This window comes from Burkholderia sp. SR8 (assembly GCF_052851275.1).
Genome location: NZ_JAULUC010000004.1, coordinates 136,366 through 153,323, shown reverse-complemented (window position 1 = coordinate 153,323; position 16,958 = coordinate 136,366). Strand labels below are relative to the sequence as shown.

Genomic DNA, 16,958 nt, shown 5'->3' with positions numbered 1-16,958 from the left:
TCCGGCGCCGCGCGCACCGGCGACTCTGCCGTCAGCCCCAGTCGGACGCCGACTCGTCCGGGGCGACGAGCGTGAGCCCGGACGCCGGCAGCGGCAGCGCGGTCTTGTAGCGCACCTGCTTCAGCGCAAAGCTCGACCGGATGTTCGACACGCCGGGGATCGTCGTCAGCCGCTCGATGATGAAGCGCTCGAGCGTGCGCATGTCGGGCATCACGACGCGCAGCAGGTAGTCGGCATCGCCCGACATCAGGTAGCACTCCATCACCTCCGGCCGCTGCGAGATCGCTTCCTCGAAACGCTGCAGCGCGTCCTCGACCTGCTTTTCGAGGCTGACCTGGATGAACACGTTGATCCGCAGCCCGAGCGGCTCGGGATCGAGCAGCGTCACCTGCTGGCGGAACAGCCCGAGTTTCTCCAGCGCACGCACGCGGTTGAAGCACGGCGTGGCCGACAGGTTCACCGCACGCGCAAGCTCGGCGTTGGTGATCCGCGCGTTCTGCTGCAGCTGGTTCAGGATGCCGATGTCGATGCGGTCGAGCCGGCGGGGGTTCGTGCTCATAGTCAAAATATTCCGGAAGAGTGGGCCACAACCGGAATGTTTACACTATCGGTGCGCGAAATCCCAATGAAATCAGACGCATATTTTGCGGATCGACGGGTAGCATGACCCGACTGATTCCACTGATTGCGCGCCGCTCGGCACGGGTGCGCGGGAGACCTGCGATGACGGACCTGTCGAACGGTATCGATGCCACGCGGCGCGCGGGCGCGGCACACGCGGACACCGACCCGGAAGAAACCGCCGAATGGCTGGAGGCGCTCGACGCCGTCGTCGCGCACGTCGGCAAGGCGCGCGCGCAATACCTGCTGGGCCGGCTCGCCGCGCATGCGCACGCGCGCGGCGTCGCCGCTCCGCGCGGCCCCGTCACGCCGTACGTGAACACGATCGCCGCGCACGAACAGCCGCCGTATCCGGGCGACGCCGATCTCGAGGAACGATTGTCCGCCGCGCTGCGCTGGAACGCGCTCGCGATGGTCGTGCGCGCGAATCGCGCGTACGGCGAGCTCGGCGGCCACATCGCGAGCTATGCGTCGGCGTCCGACCTGTTCGAAGTCGGCTTCAACCACTTCTTCCGCGCGGCGCCGGCCGCCGGCGACGGCGACGGCGATGCCCACGGCGCGGGCGGCGACCTCGTCTACTTCCAGCCGCATTCGTCGCCGGGCGTCTATGCGCGCGCGTACCTCGAAGGCTTCCTCACCGAGGACCACCTGGAGCACTACCGCCGCGAGATCGCCGGGCCCGGGCTGTGTTCGTATCCGCATCCGTGGCTGATGCCGGACTTCTGGCAGTTCCCGACCGGCTCGATGGGCATCGGCCCGATCAATGCGATCTACCAGGCGCGCTTCATGCGCTACCTGCAGCATCGCGGGCTCGCGAACACCGCCGGGCGCACCGTGTGGGGCTTCTTCGGCGACGGCGAGATGGACGAACCCGAATCGCTCGGCGCGCTGTCGCTCGCCGCGCGCGAAGGGCTCGACAATCTCGTGTTCGTGATCAACTGCAACCTGCAGCGGCTCGACGGCCCGGTGCGCGGCAATGGCCGCGTGATCGACGAACTCGAGGCGCTGTTCGCCGGCGCAGGCTGGAACACGATCAAGGTGCTGTGGGGCTCCGACTGGGATCCGCTGTTCGCACGCGATCACGCGGGCGCACTCGCACGCGCGTTCGCCGATACCGTCGACGGCCAGTTCCAGACCTTCTCCGCGAACGACGGCGCGTACAACCGCGCGCGCTTCTTCAGCCGCGATCCGGCGCTCGAGGCGCTCGCCGCGCAGCTGACCGACGCGGAAATCGACCGCCTGCGCCGCGGCGGCCACGATGCGCGCAAGCTGCACGCCGCGTATGCGCGTGCGCTCGCCCATCGCGGCCAGCCGACCGTGATCCTCGCGAAGACGATGAAGGGCTACGGCATGGGCGCGGCCGGCCAGGGCCGGATGACCACGCACCAGCAGAAGAAGCTCGACGTCGACGACCTGAAAGCGTTCCGCGACCGCTTCCGGCTGCCGCTGTCGGATCACGACGTCGAGCAGCTCACGTTCTACAAACCGGCCGAAGACAGCCCCGAGATGCGCTACCTGCATGCTCGCCGGGCTGCCCTGGGCGGCTATCTGCCCAGAAGGCGGATGGCGGCGTCGCGGGGGTTGACCGTCCCGCCGACGCCGGCCTGGGGTGCGTTCGCGCTGGATGCGGCGGGCCGCGAGATGTCGACGACGATGGCGCTCGTGCGGATGCTCGCCGCGCTGCTGAAGGATCGCGAGCTCGGGCCGCGCGTCGTGCCGATCGTCGCGGACGAGGCGCGCACGTTCGGCATGGCGAACCTGTTCCGGCAGGTCGGCATCTATTCGCCGCTCGGACAGCGCTACGAGCCCGAGGATCTCGGCTCGATGCTGTACTACCGCGAGGACACGCGCGGCCAGATTCTCGAGGAAGGGATTTCGGAAGCCGGCGCGGTATCGTCGTGGATCGCCGCGGCGACCGCGTACAGCGTGCACGACCTGCCGATGCTGCCGTTCTACATCTACTACTCGATGTTCGGCTTCCAGCGAATCGGCGACCTGATCTGGGCCGCCGCCGACCAGCGTTCGCGCGGCTTCCTCGTCGGCGCAACGTCGGGCCGCACGACGCTCGGCGGCGAGGGCCTGCAGCACCAGGACGGCAGCAGCCATCTCGCGGCGTCCGCGATCCCGAACTGCCGCGCGTACGATCCGGCGTTCGCGTATGAAGTCGCGACGATCGTCGACGCGGGCATGCGCGAGATGGTCGAGCAGCAACGCGACGTGTTCTATTACGTGACCGTGATGAACGAGAACTACGCGCAGCCGTCGATGCCCGACGACGATCCGGCCGCAACGCGCGAAGGCATCCTGAAGGGCATGCATCGGCTGCCGTCCGCGACGAACGCAGCCGCGCGCGTGCAGCTGTTCGGCGCGGGCGCGATCCTCGGCGAAGCGCTCGCCGCGCAGCGGATGCTGAAGGACGACTGGGGTATCGACGCGGCCGTGTGGAGCGTCACGAGCTTCAGCGAACTGCAGCGCGACGGGATGGAAGCGGAGCGGCGCTCGCGGCTCGGCGACGAACCGGCAGCGCCGTATGTCGCGCGGATGCTCGACGGAACCCGCGGCCCGGTGATCGCCGCGACCGACTATGTGCGCGCGGTGCCGGAGTTGATCCGTGCGTACGTGCCGCGCCGCTACGTGACGCTCGGCACCGACGGGTTCGGACGCAGCGACACGCGCGACGCGCTGCGCGCATTCTTCGAGGTCGATCGCGCGAGCATCGTGCTCGCCGCGCTGAAGGCGCTCGCGGATGACGGCGAACTCGATGCGGCGGTCGTGCACGATGCGCGCGAACGGCTCGGCAAGGCGGTGCCGCAGCCTGGCGCGGCGCCGTGGCAACGGTGAGCGCGGGCTAGTCGCTTTCAGCGCGGAGCGCGGCCCTTCGGAGCGGCACGCTCCGCTTGTGCGCGGCTTCTTCCGCGCTTCATGCGCGCTTTCTCTCCCGCTCCTTCCCTTTGATTCCCGTTGCCCGCATGCCGCTCGCGCAGCATGCGCGGTCAACCACGTCACCCTGCGCTACACAGGCAGCGCATGCGTCGACAGAATCTCCTTGAGCACCATGAACGAGCGCACCTGCCGCACACCGGGCAGGTACAGCAGCTGTTCCGCGTGCAGGCGATTGAAGCTCTCGTTGTCGCGCGTGCGGACCAGCATGAAGTAATCGAATTCGCCGGTCACCACGTGACATTCGACGCACCCCGACACTTTCTGCGCGGCCTTCTCGAATTCGGCAAACGCCTCCGGCGTCGAACGATCGAGCACGAAGCCGATCACGACGAGCATGCCCGCACCGAGCGGCTTCGGGTCGAGCAGCGCGACGACGCCGCGGATCAATCCCATTTCCTTCAGCCGCTCGACGCGCCGCAGACACGCCGGCGCACTGAGCTTCACCTTCGCGGCAAGGCTCACGTTCGAGATCGACGCGTCCTGCTGCAATTGACGCAGGATCGCGCGGTCGATGCGATCGAGCGCCGGGGCGGCGTCGGCCGGCTGCGTCCTGCCGCGATCTAATTTCATTGCGTCTCCTGTGGATTTTACGAATCGAAATTAATCAAAGCATCTTCATCTCACCGATAACGTAGGTCTTCGTTATTTATTTCGCAAGCTCATTTCGTGCGGTCCTCCCTATCATTTCTGCATCGGGACACGGCTCGCCGGCCCCTCCCGACCGATTCGAATTTCCGTCCACCGTCATCCGGAGCCTGTCGATGAACCTGCAACGTTTCCCCCGTTATCCGCTCACGTTCGGCCCGACGCCGATCCAGCCGCTTACGCGCCTGAGTGCGCACCTCGGCGGCAAGGTCGAGCTGTATGCGAAGCGCGAGGACTGCAACAGCGGTCTCGCGTTCGGCGGCAACAAGACGCGCAAGCTCGAATATCTCGTGCCCGATGCGCTCGCGCAGGGCGCCGACACGCTCGTGTCGATCGGCGGCGTGCAGTCGAACCAGACGCGTCAGGTCGCCGCCGTCGCCGCGCATCTCGGGATGAAGTGCGTGCTCGTGCAGGAGCACTGGGTCAACTACGAGGATCCCGTGTACGACCGCGTCGGCAACATCCAGCTGTCGCGGATGATGGGCGCCGACGTGCGGCTCGTATCCGACGGCTTCGACATCGGCATTCGCCGCAGCTGGGAAGAAGCGATGGAAAGCGTGCGCCAGGCGGGCGGCAAGCCGTATCCGATTCCGGCCGGCTGTTCCGAGCATCCGCTCGGCGGGCTCGGCTTCGTCGGCTTCGCGGAGGAAGTGCGCGCGCAGGAAGCGCAGCTCGGCTTCAAGTTCGACTACGTCGTGGTCTGCTCGGTGACGGGCAGCACGCAGGCGGGGATGGTCGTCGGCTTCGCGGCCGACGGACGCGCGGATCGCGTGATCGGCATCGATGCATCGGCGACGCCCGAGCGTACGCACGAGCAGATCACGCGCATCGCGCGGCACACGGCCGAGCTGGTCGGGCTCGGGCGCGACATCGAGGACAAGGACGTGGTGCTCGACACGCGCTATGCCGGCCCCGAGTACGGGTTGCCGAACGACGGCACGCTGGAGGCGATTCGTCTGTGTGCGCGGCTGGAAGGCGTGCTGACCGATCCCGTCTACGAAGGGAAATCGATGCACGGGATGATCGACAAGGTGCGGCGCGGGGAATTCGAGCCGGGGTCGAAGGTGTTGTACGCGCATCTCGGCGGGGTGCCGGCGTTGAGCGCGTACAGCGGGATTTTCCGGGAAGGTTGATCGAGCGCGGCAGCCGGCCGGCGAGGCAGCGCGACGCGCGCGGCCTCGCCCGTGTGTCGTCTACTGCAAGACCTTCATCTCGATGTCGCCGTAATACATCGTGCGCTCGGTCACGTCGGACGGGCGGGTCTTCCACCACCACTTGTAAAGACCGAGCTTGAAGTACGCGTGGCGGTCGTCCGGAAACGCGTTGGGTATGCCCGCGACGTGCACGACACGTTCGCCGTTGCGAAACACGTCGGTCAATGCTTCGCTTCCGCGATCGTCGGGGCGATACCGCAGCACCCACCGAACCGCTTGCCCCCTATCCGCCGCCGGGTCGCCAAACGCAAACGAGCGGCTTGGCGTGCCCGGTGCGCCCCGCACGTCGACTTCGTACTTCCCGTTGTTCAGCAGCAGCGCAAACGGCGGCGACCCGTCGCTGCTGCCTTGGTGCAACTGCGCGACGAGTTCCGGTTGTCGCGCGTCGAACCGGTAGTCGGCCGGAATCACCGTCGACCAGCGCACTTCGTAGTCGCGGCCGTTGACGAAGCGAAACACCGGGAAGAAGCTGACCTCCGAACGCGGCGTTCCGCTCGCCACGTCGCTGAAGTTCTGCGAGCGGCTCATCGTCACCTTCAACAGCGTGCCGCGAATACCTGGTATTTCCGCGGTCGCGATGTTCTGCTGCGCCGGTTCCTGCAGGCGAAGCCGTGGATCGATGCCACGCGCCCAGTCCGATCGATAGACGTGCGTTTCGTCGGGCAAGCCGCCTCGCGGGCCGGCCCGGCACGCGGATACGACGAGCGCGCATGCCGCCAGCACGGCGCTACTGCGCATCGGCCGCCTCCTTTCGCCGAAACAACCGGCACACATACGCGACCGTCAGCATCATCAGGAACCGGCTGTTGGTCGACAGATAACGCTTCCACATCCGCCCCGGTTCCTGGATCGCACGGAACAGCCACTCGAGGCCGCTGCGCTGCATCCACCGCGGCGCCCGCCTCACCTTCCCGGCCACCACGTCGAAGGTGCCGCCCACGCCCATCACGAAATCGACACCCAACTGCGCTTTCCAGCGATTGATGAAATTCTCCTTGCGTGGCGACGTGATCGCGACGAACAGCAAGCGCGCGCCCGAGCGGCGAACGTCGTCCACGACTGCCTGTTCGTCGTCCCAGAAATAGCCGTGGTGATAGCCGGCGATCGGCAGCCGCGGATAGCGCGCCGCCGCCACCGCGGCAACCCGTTCGACGACTTCCGGCGTCGCACCGAGCAGATAGACCGGCAGCTCTTTCGCCTCGGCGAGTGCCAGCAGGCGCTGGAACAGATCCACGCCGGCGACGCGCTCCGGAACCGGAATGCCGAGCAGCCGTGCGCCCCACACGACGCCCATGCCGTCGACGTTGACGATGTCGCATTCCCGGATCGACGCGGCGAGCTCCGCATCGCGCTGCAGGTTGACGATCTTCGCGACGTTGACCGCAGCATGCTGAGTGAACTGGCGCCGCTCGACTCTCGCGCCGATCCGGTCCACCGTTTCGTTCATCGACATCAGATGAATCGGGCATGAAAAGAATTCCGAGCGATCCATTTTACTTTTCCTATCTCATTATTGGTTGTCCGAAACATTCCGGATAAATCGACGTGGCGAGCGAATCGACGCGTACAGCGCCATCAATTTCGTCGACACATCGGCGGAGAAGCCACCGAGCGCCGCGAGCTTCTCGCGCCCGTTCGAGCGTGCGCCGGCGTTCAACACATCGGCAAGTTCGTGCGTGAGGCGGCCGGCATCGTGGTCGAACACCACCATGCCCGGCGATACGCCGTCGAGCAGCTGACGCACGTTGCCGACGTCGACCGATACGACAGGCAGGTTGAGCGCCATCGCTTCCTTGACCGACTGGGGCGACCCTTCCCGGGTCGACGTCATCAGCAGGCACGCGGCACGTGCGAGCAGGTCGCGCACCTCGCAGCGATCGAGACCGTCGATATGCCGCTCCCGCACCTCGATGCCGTGCTGTTCCGACAGTTGCCGCAACACCTGCGCGAACAGCGGATAGTTCTTCTCCGGCCGCTTCGGCGACGACGGAAAGACGACGATCGGCACGTCGGAATCCGAGCGCGCGTCGTCGCGATGCTCGACGAAGACCGCTTCGTCGATCCCGCACGGAATCGTCGCGCAGCGGCGGCCCGGCCGGCGCAGATGCGACGAGATTTCCGCACTTACGCCGATGCACGCGTGCGCGAAGCAGGCCATCGCCTTCGACACGGCACGCATCCATCGCGGGCCGAGGATGTCCGTTCCGTGGAACGTGATGACGACCCTGGCTTTCGTGAACAGCCGGATCAGCGGCGCGGAGCACGCGCTCAAGCCGAAGTGATAGTGCACGACGTCGTACCGGCCTGCCCTGGCTGCCTTCCAGACCTGGCCGATCGATGTCAGGTACTCGCGCCTGTCGCGATGCCCCTCGATGACGAGCACGTCGACCGTACATGCGCCGGAACGCCGCAGCGCCTCGACCTGCTCGGTCACGAACACGCCTTGCCACGGGTTCGCGCGGTTGCTGCCGCGATACATGTTGGTGACGACGAGAATTTTCATGAGCCTCCCTGCGCCGCACCGCCGCGATACGTGCGGCCGAGCCCCGGCCGTCCCCACGAGCATGCGTACATGGCGAGCAGTGCGGAAAATACGTAAGACGGCGACACAAACGCCATCGAGAAAATGTTGTCGAAGCAAAACGCACCGACGATGTAAAACCAGACAGTCGGCTTGCGCCGCCCCTGCCCGTATGCGATCACGAACACCAGCCACGCGATCGCGCCGAACACGCCCATCTCGACGAACAGGTGCGGATAGAACGTGTCAGTGGTCTTCAACAGTCCACCGAGCCCATACCAGTCGAAGTGATAGAGCTGGTACAGCGGCGACGCGAACTTCACCGATGCCGGGCCACCGAAGCTGCCCAGCCCTTCGCCGAGCAGATTGCCGTTGCCGATCGACTCGAACATGACGCGATAGGATTCGGCGCGCGCCGAATTGCCCGCGACGACGTAGAACAGGATCTTCGCCATGCCGACCTTCAGCAGCGAATCGAGCGCGCCCGTCACCGCAAGCGCGAGCATCAGACCCGCGATGCCGGCGGCGGCCAGCCACGCACGCACGTCCGCCACGTTGCGCACGAACGGGTAGACGGCCAGCACCGCGAACAGCTTGAACGAGAAGCCGAGCAAGCCGAACGACAGGAACCCCCACGATGCGATCGCCGCGCGGCGGCTGGACCAGTACCAACGGCACAGCAGGAACGCGCAGAAGTTGATGAAGCTGAATTCCGAAAAGAATCCCATCCACCCTTGCGCGCGCAGGAACAATCCGGAGTCGATCCGGACCGGCATGAAAAGCGGCAAGCCGGCCGCATACGACACGTAGAAATACAGCTGGAACAGATCGTTGCTCACGACCACGCCGATGAACGTCCTGACCAGCACGTCGAGCCTGTCGCGGTACGGAAAGATCGCCACCGTGATCGCCACCGGAAAGAGGAAGCGGACCAGTTCCTCGATGCCTGCGTCGGCGTTGAAGGACAGCAGCATCCCGATGCAGAGCGACACGGCGACGGGAAGCGCGAACACGGCCAGTCGATGAAACCGCGGACGCAGCAGAATCGCGGCGAACACCAGCCCAAACGCGCCGATCTTCACGATCTGGGAACGGGCGTCGTCCAGCGTGAGCAGCGTATCGCTCACGCAGAAGACGACGTACGCGAGCGCCAGCAGACCGGCGCCCAGGTCCGCGACCCGCGAGCGCCCGCGCGGCGCGCTCGCCGATGCTCGAATCGCCATGCTCATGGGCGCGCTCCGGACGCGGCGCACGCCGCTGCCGTATCGGCCGCCTCGCCCACCCGAATCGATGCGGCATACGCTGCGCACACTCGCTTCGCCTGCATGACGACGAGCCCGTTGCGGATCAGCGTGACGACCAGCACGGCCGTGAGCATGCAGAAGAACCCGGCTTCACCGCCGATCGCGACGCTGCCGCCGAACAGCGCGAAAAACAGCATCGACGTGCCGACGTTGATCCGCGCGGTGACCGCACTCTTCTCGAACGCCATCATCACGTTGCTGCCGACGACGCCCAGCACGCCTGCCGCGCACTGCATCGCCAACAGCACGCCGCCTGCGAGCACCGCATACGCACTGCCACCGCCGAAGCCGTAGCGATAGGCCAGCCCCGCCACCAGCACCAGGTTCGCGACGAGCACGACCAGGTTCGACAGGTCGATGTCGCGTCGCATCGCACTCAACGTCGCGTCGAGCGGCGCCTGGTCCTTCCTGCGCTTCACGAGATCGGGCAGTTGCGCGAGCGAAATGGCGCGCGGCAGCAGGTTGCCGACGGCGATCACCGACGAGAACAGCGACAGCGTCCCCGCGAAGGCCGCGCCGCACATCGCCTTCGCCGCGGGCACGATCGCGAGCGCGATGCCGCCGGACAGGAAATTGGTGAGCCCGAACTGCAACCCCTTCACATCGACGCGCGGCGCAAACGTACGACGATCCGGCGCACCGATCGCGACAAACATCGCGATCGCCACCGCGATCAACACGACGGCCAGGCACAGCGACGCGGGATAACCGCGATGCGTGCCGATCCCGAGCATCGCGCAGGAACCCGCGATCAGCAGGCAGTCGAACGCGATCGTCACCCGGTAGCGGCGGTACGACACGAAGAAGTGTCGCGCGAGCTGGTACACGGTCCATCCCCACATCAGCGCGACCACACCGCCGAGATCGAACGGGACGACACCGCTCGCGGAGATCAGCACGCACGCGAGCGTGGCCGCGACGGTGGTCCATCCCGCCATCGCCACCAGCGAATAGAACGCGCGGCGGGCCGCCCGCTTCCCGTCGGTCGCCGGCACGCGCACGAGGATCAGCGTCGCCCAGCCGATCGCCGTAAAAAAGCCGATCATCTGCGCGATCGACAGATTGGCCGCCGCATGCCCGAGCTCATCGAGCGAGTAAATTCGCTGGACGACCCAGAACGTCAGCACGCGATAAAGACCCGGTGCGCCCGTGCAGACCAGCGCCTCGAGACGACCCACCAGCTTCCGGACATCGGCGTTTCGCATCATGACTTCCGCGTATCCCGTCCGTTACCGGTGCGCCAGCACGCCGCGCGTGTCGATCACGACCTTGGTCTGCAACCGCACCGGATCCATGCGCCGGAACGGCGTGTGATCGACCAGGATCACGATCACGTCCGCGGCGGCCAGCGCCGCCTCCAGCTCGCACAACGTCGCCTTTCCTTCAAGTGACGCAGGCAGCGCGGCGATATTCGGTTCGACGACCAGCAGCGCCGCGCCGGTGTTCTGCGCCAGCGCCTCGACGATCTCCATCGCCGGGCTTTCGCGCAGGTCGTCGATATCCGCCTTGAACGCTACGCCCAGACATGCGATCACCGGCTCGCGAAACCGGCTCGCCGCCCGGCGCACGCGCTCGTACACGAAGTGCGGCTTCTCGTCGTTCACGTTGCGCGCGGTGCGGATCAGCCGCGCGTGCTCCGGCGCCGAATCGACGATGAACCACGGATCGACCGCGATGCAATGCCCGCCGACACCCGGCCCCGGCTGAAGCACGCTGACGCGCGGATGGCGGTTCGCCAGCCGGATCAGCTCCCACACGTTGATGTCGAGCTGGTCGCAGATCACCGACAGTTCGTTCGCGAACGCGATGTTCACGTCGCGAAACGAGTTTTCGGTCAGCTTACACATTTCCGCCGTGCGCGCATCGGTCAGAATGCACTCGCCGCGCACGAACAGCGAATACAGCTCCTGCGCGCGTGCGCCGCATTTGCGCGTCATCCCGCCGATCACGCGATCGTTTTCCACGAGTTCGCGCACCACATGGCCCGGCAGCACGCGCTCGGGGCAATGCGCGATACGGATATCCGAGCGCTCGCCCACGTTTTGCGGGAACGTGAGATCCGGGCGTTGCGCCGCGAGCCACGCGGCCATTTTTTCGGTCGCGCCGACCGGCGACGTCGACTCGAGCACCACCAGGTCGCCCTTCTTCAGCACCGGCGCAATCGACCGGCACGCGGCCTCGATAAAACTGAGATCCGGCTTGTTGCCGTCGGTAAACGGCGTCGGTACCGCGATCAGGAACGCATCGGCCGGTTCGGGCTGCAGCGACGCGCGCAGGTAGCCTTGCGCGACGGCCGCGTGGACGAGCATGTCGAGTTCGGGCTCGACGATATGGATCCGACCGCGATTGATCGTGTCGACGGCGTGTTGCGACACGTCGACGCCGATCACGCTTTTACGGCGCGCGGCAAATGCCGCTGCGGTGGGCAGGCCGATATAGCCCAGCCCGATGACGGAAACGGTTTCGAATGACATGAATGAGTTCTCCAGACGTCGGGAAGTTCAGCAGAGCGCGCCGGGCAGGCAAGCCGGCGCTTGCGTGAGGATCGGCAGCGACACCAGCAGATCCGCGATTCGCTCGCTCGCACGGCCGTCGCCATAAGGGTTGTGTGCACGGCTCATCGCGCGGTAGGCGCCGCCGTCCTCCCACAGCTCGACCACCGCGCCGACCAGGCGCTCGACCTCGGTGCCGACCAGCCGCACCGTGCCGGCCGCAACGGCCTCCGGCCGCTCGGTGGTGTCGCGCATGACGAGTACCGGCTTGCCGAGCGATGGCGCCTCCTCCTGGATCCCGCCGGAGTCGGTCAGGATCAGCCATGCCCGGCTCATCAGATAGACGAACGGCAAATACTCCTGCGGTTCGATCAGCACCACGTTGCCGATATCGCCGAGCAGCCGCGTGACGGGTTCGCGCACGTTCGGGTTCAGGTGCATCGGATAGACGATGCAGGATTCCGGATAGCGCTTCGCGATCGTCGCGATCGCCTCGCAGATCCGCTCGAAACCGCGGCCGAAGTTCTCGCGGCGATGGCCGGTGACGAGGATCATGCGCCGCTCGTCGTCGACGAACGGGAACCGCTCGCGCATCTGCCGCACCACTGCGCGGTCGTGTTTCAGACGCTCGGTGACGGTCAGCAGCGCATCGATCACGGTGTTGCCCGTCACGTGCACGCGTTCGGCCTCGACGCCTTCGGCCAGCAGGTTGTGCCGCGACGTTTCGGTCGGCGCGAAGTGATGCAGCGCAAGCGCGCCCGTCACCTTCCGGTTCGCCTCCTCCGGCCACGGCGAATAGAGATTGCCGGTGCGCAGGCCGGCTTCCACGTGACCGACCGGAATGCGCCGGTAGTACGCCGCGAGCGTCGCGCCGAGCGTCGTGGTCGTATCGCCGTGCACGAGCACGAGGTCCGGCCGGAACGACGCGAGCACGGGATCGAGCGCATTGAGGAGGTGTCCGGTCAGTCCGCCGAGGGTCTGCCCGGCCCGCATCAGGTCGAGATCGAAATCGGGCACGATGCCGAACAGGTCGAGCACCTGGTCGAGCATCTGGCGATGCTGGGCCGTCACGCAGACGCCGCAGCGCACACCTTCGCGCGCGCGCAGCGCATGAACGAGCGGCGCCATCTTGATGGCTTCCGGTCGGGTGCCGAAGGTAACGAGAATGTTTTCGTGGCGATGGGTCATCGGTTTCTCCGTCGGCGGGTCATGCGCGATCCGCGACGGTGGTCGCGGCAGGGGTGGAAGAGGCGCCGTCGTACGCATAGGCGCCGTAGTTGCCGTACTGAGCCGAGCGCAGCCCGGGCCGGAAGCCGTTGAACACGACGGCGGTCGTGCGCGCGCCGACGCGTTCGATCCGCTTCGCCGATTCGAGCAGTTCGCCCGTGGTCGTCGCGCCGGACCGCGCGACCAGCAGGATCGTGTCCGCATGTGCGGCGAGCACGACGGCGTCCGTCACGGGCAGCAGCGGCGGCGCGTCGACCAGCACGAAGTCGTAATCGCCCGATACGTGCGCCAGCAGCGCCGCAAGACGATCCGACGACAGCAGGTCGACAGGCTGGTCGGCGCGCGGGCCGGCGGGCAGCAGGTCGACGCCTGGCACGACATCGCGAACGATCGCGTCGCGTGCGGCCGCGCCGCTTCGAAGGACGCCCGACAGGCCGACATGGCCGGCCCCGACCTGCGCGCCGAAGCGCCTGGCCAGTTCGCCGCGACGCAGGTCGCCGTCGATCAGCAGCACGCGCTTGCCCGACTGCCCGAGCAATGCCGCAACGTTGGCCGACACGAACGATTTCCCGACGCCCGCCGACGGACCGGTAATCAGCACGCGGTTGTGCGCGGGCCGGCCCGTCGACTGGAACCGGAGCGCCGTACAGAGGCTGCGCAGCGCCTCGACCGCGGGTTCGTGCGGCCGCGCGAGCGACAGGATCGACGCGCGGCCGTCCGCCGCGGCGCGCTGTACGAAGCGGCGTTGCGTTGCGCTTTGCGGAATCGTCGCCACCACGTCGAGGCGCGTATCGCGCTCGATCTCGGCGGGATCGGTAATGCCGCCGAACAGCACCGCGCGGCCGATGACGGCGGACGTGCCGAGCACGAACCCCACCAGCGCGGCGATCAGCGTGACCAGCGGCGGCTTCGGCCGCACCGGCTCGTCCGGCACGATCGCGCGATCGATTACGCGCACGTTGCCGATCTTGCTCGCGGTTGCGAGACGAAGCTGCTGGATACTGTTCAGCAAGCCGACGTAGATTTCGGTCTGCACCGTCACGTCGCGGCGCAGGCGCACGACGTTGCGCTGCGCGTCGGGCAAGCTGCGGATCGACTCGTTGACCGCGCCGATCCGCGCCTTGGCCGCGGCGATCTGCCGGTCGAGCGCCGTTCGTTCCGGGTGAGCCGCCGTCAGCGTCGATGCCAGCGCGAGTCGCTTCTGCTCGAGTTCGAACAGCGACGTCTGCACGGCGGTCGACTGCGTCAGCATCGCCTTCGCCTGCTCGGTCAGATCCACGATCTCATGGCGGGCCTGGTATGCGTTGAGCGCATCCTCGGCCGCACGCAGCCGGCGCTCCACGGTCGGCACCTGCTGGCTCAGGAACGCCAGCGACTTCTCGGCGGTAGCGGCCTTGCGGTTCGCGTTCTGCTGCACGTAGTTGTCGGCGATCGCGTTCAGCACGGCGGCCGCGCGCACCGGGTCGTGGCTCTCGTACGACACGCCGATCACGCCCGACTGATCCTTGCCGCGATTCGCGATCGACAGTTTCTTCTGCAGCTCGGCGAGCACCGCATGCTTCGAGTCCGCCTGCACGACGAACTGCGCGCCGGCCGCGGCTTCGATGGCCGCGACCTGCAGCGTCACGGCGCCCGCCGCCGTCTTCACGCGCAGCGGGACGCCGGTCGCTCCGTCCACGTCGCGATCGAGACCGGCGCCGGACAGGCGATAGCGCCCATTGCCCAGCGACGAGACGATGAACGTGCGCGCGTGAAAGTCGCGCGGCACGTCGAACGCCGGAATATCGATGCGTTCGTTACCCCAGACGAACCCGCCGATCCCGAACAGGCCCGGTGTCGACAGCCCGCGATTGAAACGTGCGACGACGGGTCCGATCACGGGCACGCGACGCGGTCGCGCGTCGATATGCAGACGCTGCGTATCGACGACGGGTTCGGTCACGAGCCGCGAACGCAGGATCTCCATTTCGCCGTCGTCGGTCGACTTCACGTCGAACAACGCGCCGAGGCCGCCGACGAGCCCGCCTTCCGCCATGCTGCGAAGGTCGGACCCGCCGCTTTCCACCTGCACGGCGATATCTGCCTTGTATACCGGCTTCGCAACGAGCGCATAGCCGGCGCCGAGCGCGCCACATGCCACTGTGATTGCAACGATGCGGCCGGCATGCCCGATCAGCACGTCGAGGATGCCGCGTACGTCGAGTTCGTCGGCGTCGCGAGAAAACGATTGGCTTTGGTTGGATGCGTTCATGTGGAGCTCATTGCAAATGTTCCCGACCATCCGCGCCGGTATCCGGATGTCGCGGCCGTTTCGGTTCGAGACCGGCGATCCGGGCGGCCCAGTCGACCGCACCATGTTCGATCAGCGTCAGCGCGTAGTCATAGACATGGCGGCTCCGGCGGTACGGATCCGGAACGTCGGCCTGGTAACGCTCGGCGAGGCGATACACTCGGCCGCGCGTGACCGGGCAGATTCGCTCGATCAGGCGGCGATGCGCGGTTTCCATCACGAGAATCAGATCGGCCCGCCGGCAGGCCAGATCGTCGATGCGGCGGGACCGATGCGCGGACAGGTCGAAGCCGCGCGCCGTCAGCAACTCGCTCATCACCGGATCGATCGCGGCCCCGCCGATCGCCGCGATGCCGGCCGACTCGATCGTGCAGCCGGGCAATTCGCGCGACATCAGCACTTGCGCGGCCGGACTGCGGCAGACGTTGCCGGTGCACACCATCAGGATCCGCTTCATCATTTCGTGACGATCGCGGCCGTCAGGCCCGCGTTGATCGCCGGCAGCAGCTGCGCGAGTACGCGGCCGAAGCGCGCGAGCTTCGTGCTGTCGACGTAGACGACGTCGCGCGGCTGCAGCTCGAATTCGTTGGCGAGCACCATCGACACCGGCGAACGGCCGTCAAGATGAAACACCTGCGCCTGCCGGTCCGCGCCGGCCCGAATCACGTAGGTCTGCCGCGGATCGGCCGTGCCCTGGTTCACGCTGCCCGCCTGCGACAGCGCGTCGGCCAGCGTCAACCGGCCGGTTCGCAACGGCAGCGCCGTCGTCGGCTTGTTGACTTCACCCATCACGTACACGCCGAACTGATCGCGTGCGCCGACCTGCAGCAGGTCGCCGTTGCGCAGCACGATGCGCGACGGATCCACCCGCTCGCGGATCAGCGCCGGCAGATCGATCGGATAGGCATCGCCACCGCGCACGAGCGTCATGCGGCTCTGGTCGGCATCGGCCGTGAAGCCGCCGGCGCGCGTGACGGCCTCGAGCAAGGTCATCGGCGTGTCGTTGACCGGTTGCGCGCCCGGTGTGCGAACCTCGCCGTCGATATAGACGCGATTCGCGCGATACGATGCGACGCGTACCGTCAGTTGCGGCGCGACGAACCACTTCGCGAGCCGCGCACGCAGCGCGGCCTGAATCTCGCTCGTGCTCATGCCGGCGACGTGCAGCTCGCCCACATACGGAAACGCGAGGTTGCCGGCCTGATCGACGACGAAGCCGGCCGGAGGATCGCCGGCGCGCGTCTGCTGAGTGCCCGGATTGCCCTGTGCGGCGGCCAGCTCGGGGTGATCCCACACGGTGATCTGCAGCACGTCGCCGGCATCGATCGCGTAAGGCACCGGCGCCGCAAAGAGTGCGGCACGCGTGCGCTCGGCCTGTGCGCGGACATCGCGTCGCTGGGCCGCGATCAGCGCACCGTCGATCGGGTCGATCGGAACCGATGCCGCATCGCGCGCGGGCTGGCCGAGCGATGCAGCGTCGATCCGGTGCATCGATACGCTCACGCCTGCGTCCGTGAGCGTCACGGCACCGCCCGTCTGCTGCGCATCGTGCGCGAAGTTCATGTGCATTCCCGGCTCGACTGCGCAGGCAGACAGCAGCATGACGGGCAACACCGCCATTGCCGATCGCCACCCGTGCGCCGGTGCGCGGGATCGTTTTCCAGTTTCCATTCCTGTTGTCCCAATCGCGTGCGTGGACGC

General features: G+C 67.0%; 14 protein-coding genes. 2 read left to right on the top strand and 12 right to left on the bottom strand.

Annotated elements, in window-relative coordinates; translation table 11 throughout:
* Window positions 1-31 precede the first annotated feature (31 nt).
* Window positions 32-559 (bottom strand): Lrp/AsnC family transcriptional regulator, encoded by a 528-nt coding sequence (locus Q3A80_RS06470; protein ID WP_446328241.1) that lies wholly within the window; start codon window positions 557-559, stop codon window positions 32-34.
* Between the two features lie 164 nt (window positions 560-723).
* On the opposite strand from Q3A80_RS06470, the gene mdeB reads away from it, so the two are divergent.
* Window positions 724-3,462, top strand: coding sequence for an alpha-ketoglutarate dehydrogenase (gene mdeB, locus Q3A80_RS06465; RefSeq protein WP_446328240.1), 2,739 nt, complete (start codon window positions 724-726; stop codon window positions 3,460-3,462).
* A gap of 171 nt (window positions 3,463-3,633) precedes the next feature.
* On the opposite strand, the gene Q3A80_RS06460 is transcribed toward mdeB, so the two are convergent.
* The gene (locus tag Q3A80_RS06460) at window positions 3,634-4,134 is read right to left on the bottom strand and encodes an Lrp/AsnC family transcriptional regulator (protein ID WP_446328239.1); all 501 of its coding nucleotides are present in this window, start codon (window positions 4,132-4,134) and stop codon (window positions 3,634-3,636) included.
* A 191-nt stretch (window positions 4,135-4,325) separates the two neighbouring features.
* On the opposite strand from Q3A80_RS06460, the gene Q3A80_RS06455 reads away from it, so the two are divergent.
* Entirely contained in the window at window positions 4,326-5,342 is a 1,017-nt protein-coding gene (locus Q3A80_RS06455; RefSeq protein ID WP_446328238.1) for a 1-aminocyclopropane-1-carboxylate deaminase, read from the top strand.
* A gap of 60 nt (window positions 5,343-5,402) precedes the next feature.
* Here the strand turns inward: Q3A80_RS06455 and Q3A80_RS06450 are convergent, their stop codons facing one another.
* The 10 genes from Q3A80_RS06450 to Q3A80_RS06405 are packed head-to-tail and all read right to left on the bottom strand — an operon-like array spanning window position 5,403 to window position 16,826.
* The gene (locus tag Q3A80_RS06450) at window positions 5,403-6,161 is read right to left on the bottom strand and encodes a heparin lyase I family protein (RefSeq protein WP_446328237.1); all 759 of its coding nucleotides are present in this window, start codon (window positions 6,159-6,161) and stop codon (window positions 5,403-5,405) included.
* Complete coding sequence (locus Q3A80_RS06445) at window positions 6,151-6,876, bottom strand: WecB/TagA/CpsF family glycosyltransferase (protein ID WP_446328236.1); 726 nt, start codon at window positions 6,874-6,876, stop codon at window positions 6,151-6,153. The genes Q3A80_RS06450 and Q3A80_RS06445 overlap by 11 nt, the downstream gene beginning before the upstream one ends.
* A 57-nt stretch (window positions 6,877-6,933) precedes the next feature.
* Window positions 6,934-7,926 carry a glycosyltransferase gene (locus Q3A80_RS06440; protein WP_446328235.1) on the bottom strand — a complete coding sequence of 331 codons (993 nt, stop codon included), beginning with the start codon at window positions 7,924-7,926 and terminating at the stop codon, window positions 6,934-6,936.
* Window positions 7,923-9,173, bottom strand: coding sequence for a hypothetical protein (locus Q3A80_RS06435; protein WP_446328234.1), 1,251 nt, complete (start codon window positions 9,171-9,173; stop codon window positions 7,923-7,925). Before Q3A80_RS06435 ends, Q3A80_RS06440 begins: the two co-directional genes overlap by 4 nt.
* Window positions 9,170-10,453 carry a hypothetical protein gene (locus tag Q3A80_RS06430; protein WP_446328233.1) on the bottom strand — a complete coding sequence of 428 codons (1,284 nt, stop codon included), beginning with the start codon at window positions 10,451-10,453 and terminating at the stop codon, window positions 9,170-9,172. The genes Q3A80_RS06435 and Q3A80_RS06430 overlap by 4 nt, the downstream gene beginning before the upstream one ends.
* Window positions 10,454-10,477: 24 nt before the next feature.
* Window positions 10,478-11,722: a UDP-N-acetyl-D-mannosamine dehydrogenase gene (gene wecC, locus Q3A80_RS06425; protein WP_446328232.1), complete on the bottom strand. Its 1,245-nt coding sequence runs from the start codon at window positions 11,720-11,722 to the stop codon at window positions 10,478-10,480.
* 27 nt (window positions 11,723-11,749) lie between these two features.
* Complete coding sequence (gene wecB, locus Q3A80_RS06420; protein ID WP_446328231.1) at window positions 11,750-12,928, bottom strand: non-hydrolyzing UDP-N-acetylglucosamine 2-epimerase; 1,179 nt, start codon at window positions 12,926-12,928, stop codon at window positions 11,750-11,752.
* 19 nt (window positions 12,929-12,947) lie between these two features.
* Complete coding sequence (locus Q3A80_RS06415) at window positions 12,948-15,218, bottom strand: polysaccharide biosynthesis tyrosine autokinase (protein WP_446328230.1); 2,271 nt, start codon at window positions 15,216-15,218, stop codon at window positions 12,948-12,950.
* Window positions 15,219-15,225: 7 nt separating this feature from the next.
* On the bottom strand, window positions 15,226-15,699 hold the full coding sequence (locus Q3A80_RS06410) for an arsenate reductase/protein-tyrosine-phosphatase family protein (protein WP_446328438.1): 474 nt from the start codon (window positions 15,697-15,699) through the stop codon (window positions 15,226-15,228).
* 14 nt (window positions 15,700-15,713) lie between these two features.
* Complete coding sequence (locus Q3A80_RS06405) at window positions 15,714-16,826, bottom strand: polysaccharide biosynthesis/export family protein (RefSeq protein WP_446328229.1); 1,113 nt, start codon at window positions 16,824-16,826, stop codon at window positions 15,714-15,716.
* Window positions 16,827-16,958: the final 132 nt, after the last annotated feature.

What these genes read in the sequence shown, in the direction of transcription:
- Q3A80_RS06430 (WP_446328233.1), bottom strand. Translation starts at nt 10,453, where the DNA reads ATGCGAAACGCCGATGTCCGGAAGCTGGTGGGTCGTCTCGAGGCGCTG.
- Q3A80_RS06470 (WP_446328241.1), bottom strand. Translation starts at nt 559, where the DNA reads ATGAGCACGAACCCCCGCCGGCTCGACCGCATCGACATCGGCATCCTG.
- Q3A80_RS06410 (WP_446328438.1), bottom strand. Translation starts at nt 15,699, where the DNA reads ATGGTGTGCACCGGCAACGTCTGCCGCAGTCCGGCCGCGCAAGTGCTG.
- Q3A80_RS06415 (WP_446328230.1), bottom strand. Translation starts at nt 15,218, where the DNA reads ATGAACGCATCCAACCAAAGCCAATCGTTTTCTCGCGACGCCGACGAA.
- Q3A80_RS06445 (WP_446328236.1), bottom strand. Translation starts at nt 6,876, where the DNA reads ATGTCGATGAACGAAACGGTGGACCGGATCGGCGCGAGAGTCGAGCGG.
- Q3A80_RS06460 (WP_446328239.1), bottom strand. Translation starts at nt 4,134, where the DNA reads ATGAAATTAGATCGCGGCAGGACGCAGCCGGCCGACGCCGCCCCGGCG.
- Q3A80_RS06450 (WP_446328237.1), bottom strand. Translation starts at nt 6,161, where the DNA reads ATGCGCAGTAGCGCCGTGCTGGCGGCATGCGCGCTCGTCGTATCCGCG.
- Q3A80_RS06455 (WP_446328238.1), top strand. Translation starts at nt 4,326, where the DNA reads ATGAACCTGCAACGTTTCCCCCGTTATCCGCTCACGTTCGGCCCGACG.
- wecC (WP_446328232.1), bottom strand. Translation starts at nt 11,722, where the DNA reads ATGTCATTCGAAACCGTTTCCGTCATCGGGCTGGGCTATATCGGCCTG.
- wecB (WP_446328231.1), bottom strand. Translation starts at nt 12,928, where the DNA reads ATGACCCATCGCCACGAAAACATTCTCGTTACCTTCGGCACCCGACCG.
- mdeB (WP_446328240.1), top strand. Translation starts at nt 724, where the DNA reads ATGACGGACCTGTCGAACGGTATCGATGCCACGCGGCGCGCGGGCGCG.
- Q3A80_RS06440 (WP_446328235.1), bottom strand. Translation starts at nt 7,926, where the DNA reads ATGAAAATTCTCGTCGTCACCAACATGTATCGCGGCAGCAACCGCGCG.
- Q3A80_RS06405 (WP_446328229.1), bottom strand. Translation starts at nt 16,826, where the DNA reads ATGCACATGAACTTCGCGCACGATGCGCAGCAGACGGGCGGTGCCGTG.
- Q3A80_RS06435 (WP_446328234.1), bottom strand. Translation starts at nt 9,173, where the DNA reads ATGAGCATGGCGATTCGAGCATCGGCGAGCGCGCCGCGCGGGCGCTCG.